The following is a 15,512-nucleotide window of genomic DNA, read 5'->3' on the forward strand; positions in this document are numbered from 1 at the left end:
ACTCAGTCCAACTTTAACGGAAATTTCGCCCTGATTCCAGGAATTAACGGAAATCAGAATATGCTGCAACAGGCTTGAACCATGAAATCCGGGTGTTTTCAAGTCCAGCCTTTAGCGGAAAACGACACCCGTCTTCGAGCTTTTCGTCACGGCCATGAAGTTTCAGATCGACCCGCGGGTTGCGCACCTGGATGTCGCACAGCTGACGGCCTTGACCGACCGCTACCACGCCGGCGAGCGGGTGATCGACCTCATCAATGAGTTTCAGGTCCCCTGCGCGCCCGGTCAGCTTTCCCGCCTGCTCCCCCCCAAAGTCCTGCGCGATCGGCAATGTGACGCGTGCGGCGCCCCCTTGATCCAGTTACGCCGATCGCGTCCCGGCGCGCCGACAAGCGCAGTCAACGTCCGCTGTTCCACGTGTGCGCATCGCGCGGCGGGATCTTGCGAAGGCGCCGTCGGCATAAGACGCGCAATCGAAGGGCTGCAACATGATGCGATGCAGCGACGTACCGCGAACGAGGCCCACTGCCGTGCCCGCTGGAGTTATGCGGAACGTGTGGGAACCCCCGACGATCTGCACCTCGCAGAGGCGGTCGCGTTGCTGGCCGTCGTGCGCTGTGGCGGTTGGTTAGCCCATGGGACCGTTGGTGCAGTCGGCTACTCGGCCGTGCCGCTGGCCCCCGCGGGACCGCTGGGGAACCAGGTCTTGTCGTCGCTCGTCGCGGCGGGGGTGATTGCCCCGGATGTGGAATCCCCCATCGAAGCGTTCAGTGCCACCGATGAAGATCTCCCGGCCTATCCCTACGTGACGTACTGGCGCATCCTGACCCCGTCGCCGACGTCGTTGGTGCAGCAGATCGAGCACATGGCCAATTCGACGGTATGGCCGGAAACATGGTGCGATGAGCTGGCTGATCTGCAATTGACGCTGGCCCTCGCGGAGTGTCGCGAGTTCGCGGATTTCTGGCTCCTGGAACGGGGCTTGCCCGAGGCGTGCGAGGTCGCTTCCGACGCGCTCTTCAGGAACCTTCTTCGCGACTTCTCCGTGGCGCAATGCTTCCGGATCATCTGGGAGGGGACCTACGCGACGTCCGACTTTCTGCTCCAAAAAAAGGCCAACCGTCGCCACGCGGCGAACTACTTCATCGACGCGTGTCAGCGTTGGGCGGATCGAGCACGGACGGAGGATTGGACCATGGAACCCGGATTTCGCAATAACAATTATCCGCGCTCCCAACTCAGCCACGTCTTGTATGACGTCTTTCTCGGCATCGGCGACAAGGGCTTTGTCGAGCCGCAGGGCGTGGGGCCAACGTGATCACTGCGGGGGGGGGGCGAAGCGGGCGAGCTCCTTGTGGGACAAGCCCGCTGGGCGCCGTTCGTCATCAAACGCACCCGGCATGGGGCAGACGGCGCGCTCTTCTCGCGTCGGCGCCTGCCCCACCGCGGATCGGGTTTGGTCTCGCGGCGGGCCTGTTCGGCGCAGCGCGTGTCCGGCCTGCGGTAGTCGTTGTCGCAGGCGTCGGTGTCGCTGCCGACCGCGGTCGGCGCCTTCACGTTCGCGGCGGCGTGGTTGCCTGCGGCGCCGGAGATCACGAGCACGCTGTCACTGACCCGGACATTCGAGCCACGACGATTGACTCAGATGGCAAGAGGCCGACGTGAAAGCATGGCCGCTCTGCACTGTCAGGACAGGGCCGCGTGGCGGCACGTCTACAATAGAAACGTTTGCATGCTCCGACGACACACGATGATCTACCGTACCCGTATCGTCCGCGTTGGTACCGACGCTGGCATCCTGCTCCCACCGGCTCTCGTGTCCCGCCTCGGCTACAACGAGGGCGACAGCGTGCGCCTGTCGGTCGTCAATGAGGGCGAGGGCCCGAGCCGGTTGATCGTCGAGCCCGTAGCGAGCGCACAGGCGCGCACCGTCATCAAGGACCGCTATCAGGGCTGCTATTCCGGCGCGCGTTACCTCGCATGGCCGCTGCCGGCGCAGCAGGTCCCCGAGGCGTCGCAGGGGGATGACTTGGCTGCTGCGGATTTTTGGCTTGGCGCTTCGCACTTGTGCGGCAAGGGCGCAACCGAGGAAGAGGCGCTCGCAAACCTCGAGTGCCTACTTGCGGAGCACAGGGTCGAACTGCAGCTCGGGGCCGCAGCGGGCGAGATCGATGCCCCTGCGCCTGCTCCGGCGAGCGACGATGCAGCACGCAAGATGAGCGAAGGCGGTCAATGAGCTTGCGCTGCGGGTGCATGCGCGGCATCGTGCCTCCGATTCCCTCCGATGAGTGCGAGCTCCTCGCGCAGGGCGGCGAGATCCCTTGCTGCGTAGCCATGCGAGGAGATCGCCCGCTTGCTTGTCCGTGTCGTATGTGACGTGTAACAGGCGGCGCACCGAATTTTGGAGCGTTTTCCCGCTTTCATATCGCGAGCCGCCCGACTGCGTGACGGATAACTGGCTCCAAAATTCGGACCGGTTCATTTCGAGTTTCTTTCGCAACGCGCGGACTTCATCGCCGCTCTTGAAGCGCACGCAGGCTGTTTCCGCGCGGTTTCGCCGCGGGGGCGTTCGTGGTCACACGCTTGCGTCTGGTTGAGCAGCGAGGGCGTCGGGAGCGTACTCGACGGGAGTCGGCGCATCGGTGCGGGAGCCCGGCGCCGGTAAGGCCTCGCTTGCCGTCGGACGGCTTTCGGCGGGGGCCTTGAGCTTGGCTTGCCGCTTGTCGAATTTCAGCGCGGCGGTGGCGAGCGCGTCCATCGCGCCGCCGTTCGCGAGCCACGCCTCGACCCACTGCGGCCTGCGGCCGCGCCCGGACCACGCGAGTTCCTTGTTCGAGGGATGCCGATATTTTGCCGGCAATGGCACTCGTGCGGCGGTGGTGACCTTCGCAGGCGCTTTCGCCGGTTTGGTCTGCGTTGCGCCGGACGTCCCTACGAGCTCGTCGAGCGACAAGCCGTGCTCACGTGCCATCTTCTGTAATTTCTTGAGCATCGACGCCTTCCCTGCCGACTCCTGCTTGGCGATTTCCTTCGCGATGCGGGCGCTGAGTTGCTTGAGCTGCGGGAGGGTGTAGTGGCTGAGATTCTGGGTCATAGTCGTCCGAGATGCTTCGGCTGATGGGGGTCATGGGCATCCAAATAATGCCACGGGTACGGGAACGGCGGCGCAGCACTTGCGGACAGCGGTCATGTCCGTCACATGGCCGATTTCCGCAGCATGGCGATCGCAGAGTGCATGTCGATGCACCGGGTTGGTTCTTTACTTGCCAGTCGAATTTTTTGCGCTGCAACAGTTGCTTGACTTGATCGAAGGCGGTTCTATACTGCAGCGCAGTATGACGAACGCACCCGGATCTCCGATGCGGGTGCCATTGACGATCCGACCGATCTCACCAAGGAAATTGACGATGAACGCCTTTGCCGCCCGCGAGCAGTTCGCCTTCGCCAACCAAGTCAGCGTGGAAATCCTGACGACGCTTGCCAACAAGGCGTTCACCCAGGTTGAGCGCCTGACCGAGCTGAATCTGAACACGGCCCGCTCGGTGCTGGAAGATAGCGTTGCCGCCACGAAGACCGTGCTCGCGGTCAAGACCCCGCAGGATCTGCTTGCCTTGCAAGGCACGTTGGCTCAGCCGATGCTGGATAAGGCGGTCGTCTACGGTCGCGGCGTGTATGAAATCGCGACCGAGGGCCAGCAGGAAATCGCGCAGCTTTTCGAAGTGCGAGTGGCTGAGCTGAACAAGACCTTCACCGACGCGCTGGACAACGCCGCCAAGTCCGCTCCGGCGGGTTCCGAGGCCCTGTTCGCTGCCTTCAAGTCGGCCGTCGACGGCGCCAACAACGTGTTCGACGGCGTCAGCAAGGCGACCAAGCAAGCGACCGAGATCGCCGAAGCGACCGTGACGGCAGCGAGCACTGCGGTCAAGGGGGCGTCGCCCAGGGCGGCGGCGTCCAGGAAGTCTGCCTGATCGCATACGGCATGGGGTGAGCTGAACAGGCTCGCTCGCGCGACAGTGCCGCCCTGGCCAACCGGGCGGCATTTTTTTGTCCACGCGCGTGGGCCTGCATTCCCGGGGCTCAACGCGATGAGCGGTCCAGGCCGCGTCGACGCTGTATTCAGACGGACAGTGGCTACGACCAAGGATTTCTCGGGGGGCGCGCTGGGGGCTGATGTGCAGACCTTGCGAATCACCAAGCTACTCATCTCCGGTGCTTGCAACCTGTGCAAAAGTGGCACCGGTTGGGTCCTTGCCCGACAGCATTCCTCCCGCTTTCTTTTTAGGCGAGTGCCGTGCCCGAATTCGGATACTGTGCAGGGGCGTCGACCTGCGTCAACCGTGCAGCGGCCCCACCGATCGAGCTGCAAGATGGCGAAGGTAGTGTTCTGAAGTGTGTGCAGAAGCGCTTCCGGTTGGAAGGCGCGGGTGGCCATGGCTAAGGTTGATTGACCGATCGACCTTTAACCCTGTGGAGGGGGCAGCCATGACCACGATCAAGCGTAGTTCGAAGGGCGCGACAGTGGAAGCATTGCTGGCGTCGGATCCGGACCTGATGAAGGCGCTGATGAAGCAGGCGCTGCAGGAGGTCCTGGAAGGCGAGATGACCGAGTTACTGGGTGCGGCGCCGGGTGAGCGCACCGACAGCCGCCAAGGCTACCGAGCCGGCTACTACAGCCGTGGGCTGGTCACGCGCATCGGGAAGCTGGAGCTACGGGTGCCGCGTGACCGCGGTGGGGAGTTTTCCACCGCGCTGTTCGAGCGCTATGCGCGCAGCGAGAAGGCGCTGGTGGCAGCGCTCGCCGAGATGTACGTGCAAGGGGTGTCGACGCGCAAGGTCAAGGCGATCACCGAGGAGCTTTGCGGACACAGCTTCTCGGCCTCAGCCATCTCGGCGATCAACAAGAGTCTGGACGAGGCGCTGGCGCGCTTTGCCGCAAGGCAGCTGGAGGAAGCCTACCCCTATCTGATTCTGGATGCCCGCTACGAGAAAATCCGCGAAGACGGCGTGATTCGCGCCCAAGCGGTGCTTATCGCCATCGGCATCAACTGGGAGGGGCATCGCCAGGTTCTGGCGGTGGAACTCGCCAACCGCGAGAGCCAGAGTAGCTGGAAGGACTTCCTGCTGCGGCTCAAGGAGCGCGGGCTGTCTGGGGTCGAATTCGTCGTCTCGGATGATCACGCGGGGCTCAAGAAAGCGATTTCCGAAGTGCTGACCGAGGCGGTGTGGCAGCGTTGCTACGTCCACTTCCTGCGCAATGCCCTCGATTACCTGCCGCGCAAGGCCGACGACGACTGCCTGCAGGAGCTGCGCTGGATCTACGACCGCCGTGACCTGCAGGAGGCCTACCGCGACTTGGCCGCGTGGATCAGCAAGTGGCAGGCGAAGTATCCGAAGCTCGTCGACTGGGCGGAGTCAAACATCGGCGAGACGCTGACCTTCTACCGCCTGCCGCGCCAGCATCACAAGCACATGAAGAGCACCAACATGCTCGAACGGCTCAACGAGGAGATCAAGCGGCGCACCCATGTCGTGCGCATCTTCCCCAATACCGATTCGTGCCTGCGACTGATCCGCGCGCTGTGCGTTGAAACGCACGAGAGCTGGCTCGAGGACAACCGCTATCTGAACATGACCCTGCTCGCCGAGCAGAAGAAGGAGGCCTTGCGGCTGGCCGCATAAGGCCGCCACCCGCCGTCAGCGCCGCTTCGGGCTACGCCCTGCGCGGCGCTGACGGCGAAATGACATCAACCATGTCGTGCTCACCAAATTGCACAACTTGACGCACACAACTATGGCGAATTCACACGGGATGTATCCTACAGGGTGAATCGTGGCCTCGCCGGACCACCGATGGGGGCGGCTCGAAGTCAGGCAAATTCGTCGACTTCTCGATCGACGGCGTCCGACATGACGGCAGAGGAGGGGAAGCCGCGCGGCGACTTGTCCGACTTGGACGCCCGTGCCTCGATGATCTTCTTGAGCTTGTCACTGGGGTGAAACGCCACCACGCGGCGTGCGGTGATCACCGCCGTTTCGCCGGTCTTGGGATTGCGCCCTGGGCGCTCGGGCTTGTCACGTAACTGGAAACCGCCGAAGCCGGACAGCTTGACGTCCTCGCCCTTTTCAAGCGCTGCGCTGATCTCCTCGAAAAAAGCTTCGGTCAGCTCACTTGCCTCGCGCTTGTTGAGGCCGATGGTGTCAATGATGTGTTGTATCAGGTCGACCCTGGTCAAGGTCATTGCTGCTCTGCCTTTGTACGCGCGCGTTGAGTGAGAAACCTGAATCCTGCCACAGGCGATCTCGACCGGGGAGGTACCTCTGTCATTGGGTAGGTCGGACGGCGCTCGGACGAAAATAGGCGCCGGGAGCAGGTCAGCCACGAAATACACGCCAGCACCATGGGAGCAGCACCGCTTGGTCATCGGCCGGAACGCCGTTCGGTCGAGAGGGACCAAACGGCTGCAGTCTGCTTACTACTGCCATTCAGCGCGCTTCGGGGCTGAACGGCAGTTTTCACCCCGGCCGAACGGCAAGAGCCGATCCAACCTTGGGGGGCGTGGCCGCATACGAGTTATTGGACTACCCACTCTCCGAATTTCTTGATCGCAGCATACATGGAGTCTGGTGCTAGATCGATCTCGCCCGGCCAGGTTACCGCACCGTGTTCCACGAACACGCGGGCGAAAACGGACGGATCGTCCAAGGCGGTGAAGACCCCGGCGTGGGGGGAGTGAATCAGTCCTGCCAGGTCAACCGTACCCTCTGTGCCGTCGATAAACCGGACACGGAGCCGAAACGCTGGTAACGCTTCGACAGAAGCTACCCGCCACGGCATGCGGGGCTGAATCGGAGGGGTTACGGCAAGGGGCGAATCTTGTTGGGCGGCTGATTGCGTGCGCATAGCTCCCAGTCCTCCATGAGTTCGGCGCGGTGCTCTTGCGCCCATTCCAAGATCAACGCAACAGCTCGCCGCGGCATCTCACCTTCAAGGATGTCCAGAGTCCGGATGTCGATAAGCACCTCATGTTCACCGTACAAGGCATGAAAGTGCGGCGGAGCATGATCGCTCCAGAACATCTGGATAAGGATGCCATAGAATGTGGCGATAGTCGGCATTCGTCTTTCCTGCATGATCAACGTGTATTGATCTCGCACCGCCCGGTCGTGGTTCCCCCGCCAGGGTGACGCCCAACACGCAAGGAACGAGACGATGAGGCGCACTTTACAAATGGCGTGCGAGAAAACTTTCGTCGAATCCGGTTCCTACTGTAGCAGCCGTCCGTCTGACCACCAAGAGGACCGGAGTACGCACTCGGACTCGTAGTATTGGAATCGCTGCCGCTCGTGATTGAAGGTGACCTACCCGTTCGGAAGAAACGATTCGGCACATCGCCACGGTCGTTGCAACTGCCGAGGATTTCTCGGGGGTTGAGAACAAGGAACGCGTCTCTTGGGGGCACTATGCAAATTCTGCACAGAGTCGCCGAACCGCCTGTTGTTCCAGTTTCAACGCGATCTCGCGTGCGAAAAAAACCGGCTCTGACGCGACGGATGGCCGTGGCCCTCATGGGGTGTAGCGCGCACGGACGCCGCCATGCACGCCATGCACATGCCCGCCCCCGTTAGTCGCTCCCTGACGCGAAGGCTGTGACAACTCGTTCAGAATGCCGCAGTGGGCGGCATCCTGGGCCTCGTGACAACGGTCGCGCAGGCTCTTGAGCTGCCCTTCAAGCGCGCGAAGTTCGCGGATGCGGGCAGCAACGTGGCCGATGTGCGCATCCAGCAGCGTGTTCACGTCGCCGCAGTTCTCGGTGGGTGCGTCCTTGAATCGTAGCAGGATGCGAATCTCGTCGAGTGCCATGTCCAGCGATCGGCAATGGCGAATGAACGACAAGCGCTCGACGTGGGTGTCATCGTAGATGCGGAAATTGCCCTCCGTACGAGCCGGGGCGGCCAGCAGCCCTTCCCGCTCGTAATAGCGGATCGTCTCGATCTGCGTGCACGTCACTCTTCCCAGTTCGCCAATTCTCATCGTGCTTGCCTTCAAGGCCGGGATAAAGGTTCCTGCCTGCATTTTAGTCGCTTGACTCTGTAGTGACTACAGATTGTTAAATGACCATTAACGCCAGGCAAAGGAACCGAACATGAGCGAATGCAATGTCAGCGGCTGTGGTTGTCCCTCCGGGGCGCCATCACCGGTCGAGTCCTGCCCCCGCGGCCCCGAGCGGGCGCTGTATCGCATCGACAACATGGACTGCCCCACCGATGCTGCGCTCATCCGCAACAATCTGGAGCCCCTCGACGGCGTGACGGGACTCGATTTCAGCCTGCCGCAGCGCACGGTGGCCGTGAGTCATCGCCTCGACTCGCTGGCCATGATCGAAGCGACGCTGCAAGCCTGCGGCATGCGGGCACGGCGCATCGATACGGCAGTCGATCATGTGCGCACGGTGCTCACGATCGCCGGGATGGACTGCCCGACCGAGGAGGCGCTGATCCGGACCAAGCTCGTCGGCATGAACGGTGTGGCCGCGCTGGATTTCAACGTGATGCAGCGTCGCCTGACCGTGACGCACAGTCCGGGGACGTTGGACGCGACCCTGGCAGCCCTGCAAGCCATCGGTTTCGAGGCGAAGGTCGAATCGGGGGGCACGGCGAATGTAGTCGCACCGGCAGAATCACGACCCAAAACGATCTGGTGGCCGCTGGTGCTGGCCGGGGTCACCGCGACGCTGGCCGAGGTCGTGGATTGGATCAACGGCGGCGACGACTGGACCGTCGTAGTGCTCGCGCTGGTGTCGATTTTCAGCGGAGGCCTGTCCACTTACAAGAAGGGCTGGATCGCGCTCAAGAACCGCAATCTGAACATCAATGCACTCATGTCGATTGCGGTTACGGGCGCGATGCTCATCGGACACTGGCCGGAAGCGGCGATGGTGATGTTCCTCTTCGCGCTCGCCGAAGTGATCGAAGCGAAATCGCTCGACCGAGCGCGTAACGCGATTCGCGGCTTGATGGATCTTGCGCCCGAAACCGCGACCGTGCGCCAGGGTGATGGAAGCTGGGTGGCCATGCCGGCGACGGCCGTGCCGCGGGAGGCCGTGGTGCGCGTGCGCCCCGGTGAGCGGATTGCGCTCGACGGCGTGGTGATCAGCGGATGTTCGACGGTCAATCAGGCGCCCATCACCGGCGAGAGCCTGCCGGTGGACAAGACTGAAGGCGACAACGTGTTCGCGGGCACGATCAACGAGGCGGGATCGTTCGACTATCGGGTGACGGCCGAGGCCAATCATTCCACCCTGGCCCGCATTATCCACGCGGTCGAATCGGCCCAAGGCAGCCGCGCACCAACCCAGCGCTTTGTCGACCAGTTCGCCCGTATTTACACACCGGTCGTGTTCGCCGTCGCGCTGCTGGTGGCCATCGTGCCACCGCTGGCCTTCGGCGGCGCATGGATGGACTGGATCTACAAAGCGCTGGTGCTGCTGGTGATTGCCTGTCCGTGCGCCCTGGTGATCTCGACGCCGGTCACGATCGTCAGCGGTCTCGCCACAGCCGCCCGCAAGGGCATTCTGGTGAAAGGCGGCGTCTATCTTGAAGAGGGGCGCAAACTCGCCATGCTGGCGCTCGACAAGACCGGCACGATTACGCACGGCAAGCCCGCCCAGACGGACTTCATGGCACTGCGGGGCGACGCGAACCTGGCGCATATCCTGGCAGGCAGTCTCGCCGCGCGCTCGGATCATCCGGTCTCGCTGGCGATCGCCCGTGCCGCGACCGAGATGGGATGGGTGTTGCGCGAGGTGACCAATTTTGCCGCCATTCCGGGCCGGGGTGTGCGTGGCGGCATTGACGGTCACACCTATCAACTCGGCAACCATCGACTGATCGAGGAGCTCGGGCTGTGCTCACCCGACATCGAAAAGACGCTTGACGCGCTCGAACGCCAAGGCAAGACGGCGGTGCTCTTGGCGAACCAGACCGAAGTGCTGGCCATCTTTGCAGTCGCCGACACGTTGCGCGAAACGAGCCGTCAAGCCATCGCCGATCTGCATTCGCTGGGCGTGAAGACGCTGATGCTCACCGGCGATAACGCTCATACGGCCGAAGCGATCGCCCGCGCGGTGGGCATCGATGAGGCAAGGGGCAACCTGCTCCCTGAGGACAAGCTCAAGACGATCGAGTCGCTCCTGAAGAACCGGCAGGCCGGCAAGGTCGGCATGGTGGGGGATGGGATCAACGATGCCCCCGCATTGGCCCGCGCGGACATTGGCTTCGCGATGGGGGCGGCGGGTACGGACACCGCGATCGAGACAGCGGACGTGGCGCTGATGGACGACGATCTGCGCAAGATCCCGACGTTCGTGCGCTTGTCGCAGGCCACATCCGACGTGCTGATCCAGAACATCGTGGTGGCTCTTGGCATCAAGGCGGTATTTCTGCTGCTCACGGTAATCGGGCAAGCCACGATGTGGATGGCGGTGTTCGCGGATATGGGGGCGAGTTTGCTCGTCGTCGCAAATGGGCTCCGCTTGTTGCGGCGATAGGGGTGAAGAGCTCTGAAGGTGTTCTTTCTGACGACAAAGGAGTATGCGAAATGAAGAAGATGACCTTGATTGCAGCAATGGCGGCAGCCGTGCTTCCGGCCGCGCCGGGCATGGCGCAGTCGACGGCGAACCCGCCCGCGAGCGACACGCAGGTGCAACAGCAAGCCCCCGACATCGCCGAGTTCGACAAGCAGATGGCGCAGATGCAGCAAGGCATGCAGCGGATGCAGGAGCAGATGGAGAAGATCCGCCAGACCCAGGATCCGCAGGAACGACAGAAACTGCTTCAGGAGCACTGGGAAACGATGCGAAGCGGCATGGGAGCGATGCACGGCATGTGGGGACCGGGCATGATGGGGTGCTGTGCGGGCGGCCCGATGATGGGCGGCGGAATGAGGGGCGGTCACATGATGGGATGGCGCGGGATGGGGGACTACTACTCGAAGCTCACCCCGGATCAGATGAAGCAGCGCCAGTACATGATGGATCGCTACATGGGCATGCAGCAGCAGATGATGGACCACATGATGCAGCATCAGGGCTACATGTCGACGCAGCCGCCTCGGTGAGGATGCGGGAGCCGTACGAAGTCTGCCGCCCCTAGGGTCGAGCCCGATCGTTTCCGGTCGGGCTCATCCGCCCGAAGACGACGATCTGGCGTGGGGATTTGACCTCCCTCAGACCCTAGGCATCATGCGTGCAGTCGCTTGGATGCTTGAAGTGTGCCGCGAGCAAGAGCACATTGACGATCGAGAAAGCGGCCACCCACAGCAGCGGAATCGCCGCGAAACCCGACCACATGATCTGCGTCTCGGTACACGTTGTGATCCGGGCGCATGAGGCGGCCTCCCCCGGCGCGGCGCCAGTGATCAGCACAAGGTGGGCGACCGCGACCAGCCAGCCGATGCCCCCCAATGGCAGAGCGTAGTACACCACGTTTCGGTCGTACAGGATGATTCCGACCATCAGGACCGGAACCAGTGGGAACATGAAGACGCGTAAGTACCAGCAGATCACGCAGGGCACAATCTGGAGCATTTCACTCAGGGCAAGCGCACCGATCACCGACAGGCCGGCGATCGCCCAGCACATCAAAATCAGCGTCCAGGCGACACCAAAGAGGTCTTCCGCCGCGGAGCGTTTGTGGATGTTCATTGATTCGGATCTCGGCGGCCAGGAGAAGGTGCGCAAACGGGAGCGAAACGGCAACGCGTTGTTATGGACGGCGATCAGTCGAGCGGCAATACGCTCGCAGCGTGCCAGCGACTGTCCGTGGCGAGCGTTTTCCCGCTCGGCGCAACCACTCGTTCGAGAAAGTGGAGACTACGCCATGTGCGCGGGCTCGAACAAGAAATCAAACGGTACGAGGACCGCTTACCGGCTCGTGGCAGATGCAAGAAGACTGAAACCGGTCGTCGTCCTGCCGGCGGACGACCGGGCGAACGGCTTGCCGCCATGCATGCGCGCGATCGCTGCGACGATCGACAATGCGAGTCCGTGTGACGGTATTCGCCGACATGGGAGCCAGCCTGCTGGTGGTGGCAAATGGACTCCGGTTATTGCGGGGATGAGGATCACACGCACCTCGCAACGTGGCTTGTCACCGCGCCTAGATTTTCCCGGAAGGCTGCAGCGCGATGCCATGCCAACCAGTGCGATCGCCGCCCCGCCGGATCCCAGCGCGTCAGCGCGATGCAGTCGACGAGACGCAGCCACAGCAGCGCAACGACGATATCCATGCCCTCATAGGCCGCGTGATTGCGGCCGGCTGCCGGCGGATGCAGGGTCAGCAGCCAGGCGAAAAGTACCAGCGACGCGGCTGGCGGTAGTGGTAGTGGTAGTGACAGCCAGGTTGTTCTGGCTTGCTCTGAAACCCGCGCGATTGCTTAGCGTACGATCTTTTCGAATTCTGCGGGCTCCCCTGAATGTGAGGACCGGGAGCGCCATCGCCGCGCCTCGCGAAGTTCGGCATGTCGGCCCCGGATGAATGCGCTTGTCATTCACTCGCAAATTCATTAGATTGACAGAATGAACCGGCAAATCGTCAAGGAACTCCTGTACGAACAGGTCGCCCGCATCGGCAAGGCGGTCTCCAGCCCCAAGCGGCTCGCGCTGCTGGAGTTGCTCGCGCAGGGCGAGAAGACGGTCGAGCAGCTCGCGGAGGAGCTCGCCATCGACATCAAGCTCGCCAGCGCGCACCTGAAGGTCTTGAAGGACGCGCGGCTGGTCGGTTCGCGTCGCGAGGGCAAGTACGTGATCCACCGCCTGAGCGGAGCCGACGTCGCCGGCCTGTGGGTCAGCTTGCGCGAGGTCGCCGAGGAGCATCTGCTCGAGTTGCGGATGGCGCTCGACAGCATGACGGCCGACCCATCGCAGCTCACCTCCCTCGATCGCGCGGCACTCCTCGAGCAGGCCCGCAGCGGCGAGATCGTGGTCATCGACGTGCGCCCGCGCACCGAGTACGACACCGCCCACCTGCCGTGTGCGCGTTCGATGCCGGTGGAGGAGATCGAGCGGCGCGTCGCGGAGCTGCCCCGCGACAAGGAGATCGTCGCTTACTGTCGTGGCCCGTTCTGCCTGCTCTCGGACGAGGCGGTGCGCCTGCTCGCGGCCCGGGGCTTTCGCGTGCGCAAGATCCTCGACGGCGTCAGCGAATGGCAGGCGGCGGGGCTGCCGGTCGAGGGCGCCCGCCCGAACAACTGAAGAACGACCCGCCATTCGGTGCGGCGGCGCGGGGCCGGCGCGGCGCATGCGGGCAATCCGGAACGCAGGAGGGGAAACGACATGGCGACGATGCTCTTCATCCTCAACGACGCGCCCTACGGCAGCGAACGCGCGTACAACGCGCTGCGCCTCGCGGGTGCGGTCGCCGGCAAGCCGGAGCAGCGGGTGCAGCTGTTCCTGATGGCCGACGCGGTGGGCTGCGCCAAGGCCGGCCAGAAGGTGCCGGAGGGCTACTACAACGTCCAGCTCATGCTCGGCAAGGTGCTGCGCCAGGGCGAGGTCGCGCTGTGCGGCACCTGCATGGACGCGCGCGGCATGACCGAGGCCGAGATCACCGAGGGGGCGCGGCGCTCGACGCTCGCCGAGCTCGCGCAGTGGACGGTCGAGGCTGACAAGGTCCTCGTGTTCTAGGAGGACGGGACGATGTTCTTCAGGCAGCTCGCAACCCGGGAATCCTCGCTCTCCTACTTCTTCGGCTGCGCCGGGCACGCACAGGCGGTGGCGGTGGACGTCGTCGCGGGCGATGAGGACTGGTTCGTCGAGGAGGCGCGCAGGGCGGCGGTCGAGATCCGCTACGTGATCGACACCCACGTCCATGCCGACCACTATTCAGGCGGCCGCGCGCTGGCGCGGAAGGTGGGCGCGCCGTACTGCCTGCACGCCTCCGACACGGGGCGGGTGCATTTCGATTTCCGCCCCCTCGACGACGGCGAGGTGCTCGACGTCGGCAACGTCAAGGTGAAGGTGCTCCATACGCCCGGCCACACGCCCGACAGCGTCTGCCTGCTGGTGACCGACCTGCGCCGGGGCGAGGCGCCGTGGTTCGTGCTCACCGGCGACACGCTGTTCGTCGGCGCGGTGGGGCGGCCCGATCTCGCGGGCCGCGAAGCGGAGATGGCCGGCCTGCTCTACGACAGCCTGCACGCCAGGCTGTTGTCCTTGCCGGACGCGCTGGAGATCTTCCCCGGCCACCAGGCGGGCAGCGTGTGTGGCGCGGGGCTCTCCGGCAAGCCCTCGTCCACGCTGGGTTTCGAAAAGCGCTGGAACCCGGCGCTCGCGATGGACCGCGCGGCCTTCGTCGATTGCCTGACGCGCGAGATCCCGCCGCGGCCGGCCGACATGGAGGCGATGATGCGCGCCAATCTCGGCCTGACGGACTGAGCGATGCATACCGCCGCGGTCCCGATCCGCCTCGGCCTGCGCGAGAACCTCGGCCAGTTCGCGCTGCTCGTGCTGGTCAACGCCTTCGTCGGCGCCATGGTCGGCCTCGAGCGCAGCATCCTGCCCGCCATTGCGGAAGGCGAGTTCCACATCGCGGCGCGCACGGCGATCCTGTCCTTCATCGTCGTCTTCGGCGTCACCAAGGCGCTCACCAACTACTTCGCAGGGCGGCTTTCCGACCGCTTCGGCCGCAAGCATGTGCTGGTGGCCGGCTGGCTGGTGGCGATCCCGGTACCCTTCCTGCTGATGTGGGCGCCGGACTGGGATTGGGTGGTGGGCGCCAACGTGCTCCTCGGCGTGAGCCAGGGGCTTACGTGGTCGACCACGGTGATCATGAAGATCGACCTGGTCGGACCGAAGCAGCGTGGCCTGGCGATGGGGCTGAACGAATTCGCTGGCTACTTCGCGGTGGCGGGCAGCGCGCTGGCCACCGGGTGGCTTGCGGCCGCCTACGGATTGCGCCCCGAGCCCTTCTACCTGGGCGTGGTGTATGTGGCCGCCGGGCTGCTGCTTTCCGTGTTCGCCGTGCGCGAGACGCGTCACCACGTCGCCCACGAGGTGCGCACGCATCACGCGGAAGCGGACACGCCGACGCAGGGCGAGATCTTCCGCCGCACCTCGCTCACCGACCGCAACCTCTCCAGCGTGAGCCAAGCCGGCTTGGTGAACAACCTCAACGACGGCATGGCCTGGGGGCTCTTCCCGCTGATCTTCGCCGCCGCGGGGATGACGCTGGAGAGAATCGGCGTGCTCGCTGCGATCTATCCGGCGGTGTGGGGCGTCTCCCAGATCTTCACCGGTGCGCTGTCCGACCGCATCGGCCGCAAGGGGCTCATCGTTGGGGGCATGTGGGTGCAGGCCGTCGGCATCGCGATCACTGCGGCGAGCGGGAATTTCGCCGTCTTCGCGCTCGGGGCGGTGCTGCTCGGGCTCGGCACCGCGATGGTCTATCCGACCCTGCTGGCCGCGATCGGCGACGTCGCGCATCCCGCCTGGCGCGCCTCGGCGGTGGGCGTGTAT

18 protein-coding genes and 1 pseudogene are annotated in these 15,512 nt (G+C 64.0%); 10 read left to right on the forward strand and 9 right to left on the reverse strand.

The features are described from left to right. Positions 1–154: 154 nt before the first annotated feature. Together GO615_RS25200 and GO615_RS25205 are read left to right on the forward strand one after the other, a co-directional pair. Positions 155–1,318: a hypothetical protein gene (locus tag GO615_RS25200; protein ID WP_169132615.1), complete on the forward strand. Its 1,164-nt coding sequence runs from the start codon at positions 155–157 to the stop codon at positions 1,316–1,318. Positions 1,319–1,750: 432 nt separating this feature from the next. Continuing rightward, the gene (locus GO615_RS25205; RefSeq protein WP_169132616.1) at positions 1,751–2,236 is read left to right on the forward strand and encodes an AbrB/MazE/SpoVT family DNA-binding domain-containing protein; all 486 of its coding nucleotides are present in this window, start codon (positions 1,751–1,753) and stop codon (positions 2,234–2,236) included. On the opposite strand, the gene GO615_RS29700 is transcribed toward GO615_RS25205, so the two are convergent. Together GO615_RS29700 and GO615_RS25210 are read right to left on the reverse strand one after the other, a co-directional pair. Beyond that, on the reverse strand, positions 2,117–2,482 hold the full coding sequence (locus tag GO615_RS29700) for a hypothetical protein (RefSeq protein WP_422614283.1): 366 nt from the start codon (positions 2,480–2,482) through the stop codon (positions 2,117–2,119). The two genes, GO615_RS25205 and GO615_RS29700, sit on opposite strands and share 120 nt — an antisense overlap. A gap of 93 nt (positions 2,483–2,575) precedes the next feature. Next, on the reverse strand, positions 2,576–3,094 hold the full coding sequence (locus GO615_RS25210; protein ID WP_169132617.1) for an H-NS histone family protein: 519 nt from the start codon (positions 3,092–3,094) through the stop codon (positions 2,576–2,578). Positions 3,095–3,407: 313 nt separating this feature from the next. Between GO615_RS25210 and GO615_RS25215 the strand changes: the two genes are divergently transcribed. Both GO615_RS25215 and GO615_RS25220 read left to right on the forward strand, forming a co-directional pair. Then, positions 3,408–3,968, forward strand: coding sequence for a phasin family protein (locus GO615_RS25215; RefSeq protein WP_169132618.1), 561 nt, complete (start codon positions 3,408–3,410; stop codon positions 3,966–3,968). Between the two features lie 514 nt (positions 3,969–4,482). Beyond that, positions 4,483–5,679: an IS256 family transposase gene (locus GO615_RS25220; protein ID WP_169132619.1), complete on the forward strand. Its 1,197-nt coding sequence runs from the start codon at positions 4,483–4,485 to the stop codon at positions 5,677–5,679. A 188-nt stretch (positions 5,680–5,867) separates the two neighbouring features. On the opposite strand, the gene GO615_RS25225 is transcribed toward GO615_RS25220, so the two are convergent. The 4 genes from GO615_RS25225 to cadR form a co-directional block, all read right to left on the reverse strand. Beyond that, a complete protein-coding gene (locus GO615_RS25225; protein ID WP_169132628.1) occupies positions 5,868–6,239 on the reverse strand; it encodes an integration host factor subunit alpha in 372 nt (123 codons plus the stop codon). Between the two features lie 332 nt (positions 6,240–6,571). Beyond that, entirely contained in the window at positions 6,572–6,946 is a 375-nt protein-coding gene (locus tag GO615_RS29560; protein ID WP_369333968.1) for a DUF2442 domain-containing protein, read from the reverse strand. Further along, a complete protein-coding gene (locus GO615_RS25235) occupies positions 6,856–7,116 on the reverse strand; it encodes a DUF4160 domain-containing protein (protein WP_169132620.1) in 261 nt (86 codons plus the stop codon). Before GO615_RS25235 ends, GO615_RS29560 begins: the two co-directional genes overlap by 91 nt. Before the next feature lie 448 nt (positions 7,117–7,564). Beyond that, positions 7,565–8,032, reverse strand: a complete 468-nt coding sequence (gene cadR, locus GO615_RS25240) for a Cd(II)/Pb(II)-responsive transcriptional regulator (RefSeq protein WP_169132630.1) — start codon at positions 8,030–8,032, stop codon at positions 7,565–7,567. 112 nt (positions 8,033–8,144) lie between these two features. Here cadR and GO615_RS25245 point away from each other — a divergent pair, with 112 nt between their 5' ends. Continuing rightward, entirely contained in the window at positions 8,145–10,547 is a 2,403-nt protein-coding gene (locus tag GO615_RS25245) for a heavy metal translocating P-type ATPase (RefSeq protein WP_169132621.1), read from the forward strand. A 50-nt stretch (positions 10,548–10,597) separates the two neighbouring features. Then, positions 10,598–11,116, forward strand: coding sequence for a hypothetical protein (locus GO615_RS25250; RefSeq protein WP_169132622.1), 519 nt, complete (start codon positions 10,598–10,600; stop codon positions 11,114–11,116). A 115-nt stretch (positions 11,117–11,231) separates the two neighbouring features. On the opposite strand, the gene GO615_RS25255 is transcribed toward GO615_RS25250, so the two are convergent. From GO615_RS25255 to GO615_RS29400, 3 genes and pseudogenes are all read right to left on the reverse strand, one after another. Then, positions 11,232–11,702 (reverse strand): disulfide oxidoreductase, encoded by a 471-nt coding sequence (locus GO615_RS25255; protein WP_169132623.1) that lies wholly within the window; start codon positions 11,700–11,702, stop codon positions 11,232–11,234. 219 nt (positions 11,703–11,921) lie between these two features. Then, a pseudogene (locus GO615_RS29705) lies at positions 11,922–12,050 on the reverse strand (ATP-binding protein); the annotation flags it as partial. Between the two features lie 71 nt (positions 12,051–12,121). Beyond that, positions 12,122–12,430, reverse strand: coding sequence for a YnfA family protein (locus GO615_RS29400; protein ID WP_339380136.1), 309 nt, complete (start codon positions 12,428–12,430; stop codon positions 12,122–12,124). 145 nt (positions 12,431–12,575) lie between these two features. Between GO615_RS29400 and GO615_RS25265 the strand changes: the two genes are divergently transcribed. From GO615_RS25265 to GO615_RS25280, 4 genes are all read left to right on the forward strand, one after another. After that, positions 12,576–13,250, forward strand: coding sequence for an ArsR/SmtB family transcription factor (locus GO615_RS25265; protein ID WP_169132624.1), 675 nt, complete (start codon positions 12,576–12,578; stop codon positions 13,248–13,250). Between the two features lie 81 nt (positions 13,251–13,331). Then, the gene (locus GO615_RS25270) at positions 13,332–13,682 is read left to right on the forward strand and encodes a DsrE/DsrF/TusD sulfur relay family protein (RefSeq protein ID WP_169132625.1); all 351 of its coding nucleotides are present in this window, start codon (positions 13,332–13,334) and stop codon (positions 13,680–13,682) included. Between the two features lie 12 nt (positions 13,683–13,694). Further along, entirely contained in the window at positions 13,695–14,432 is a 738-nt protein-coding gene (locus tag GO615_RS25275; RefSeq protein ID WP_169132626.1) for an MBL fold metallo-hydrolase, read from the forward strand. A gap of 3 nt (positions 14,433–14,435) precedes the next feature. Continuing rightward, on the forward strand, positions 14,436–15,512 hold a 1,077-nt coding region (locus GO615_RS25280; RefSeq protein ID WP_169132627.1), incomplete at its 3' end, for an MFS transporter.

It is taken from the genome of Aromatoleum evansii (genome assembly GCF_012910805.1).
Classification (GTDB): domain Bacteria; phylum Pseudomonadota; class Gammaproteobacteria; order Burkholderiales; family Rhodocyclaceae; genus Aromatoleum; species Aromatoleum evansii.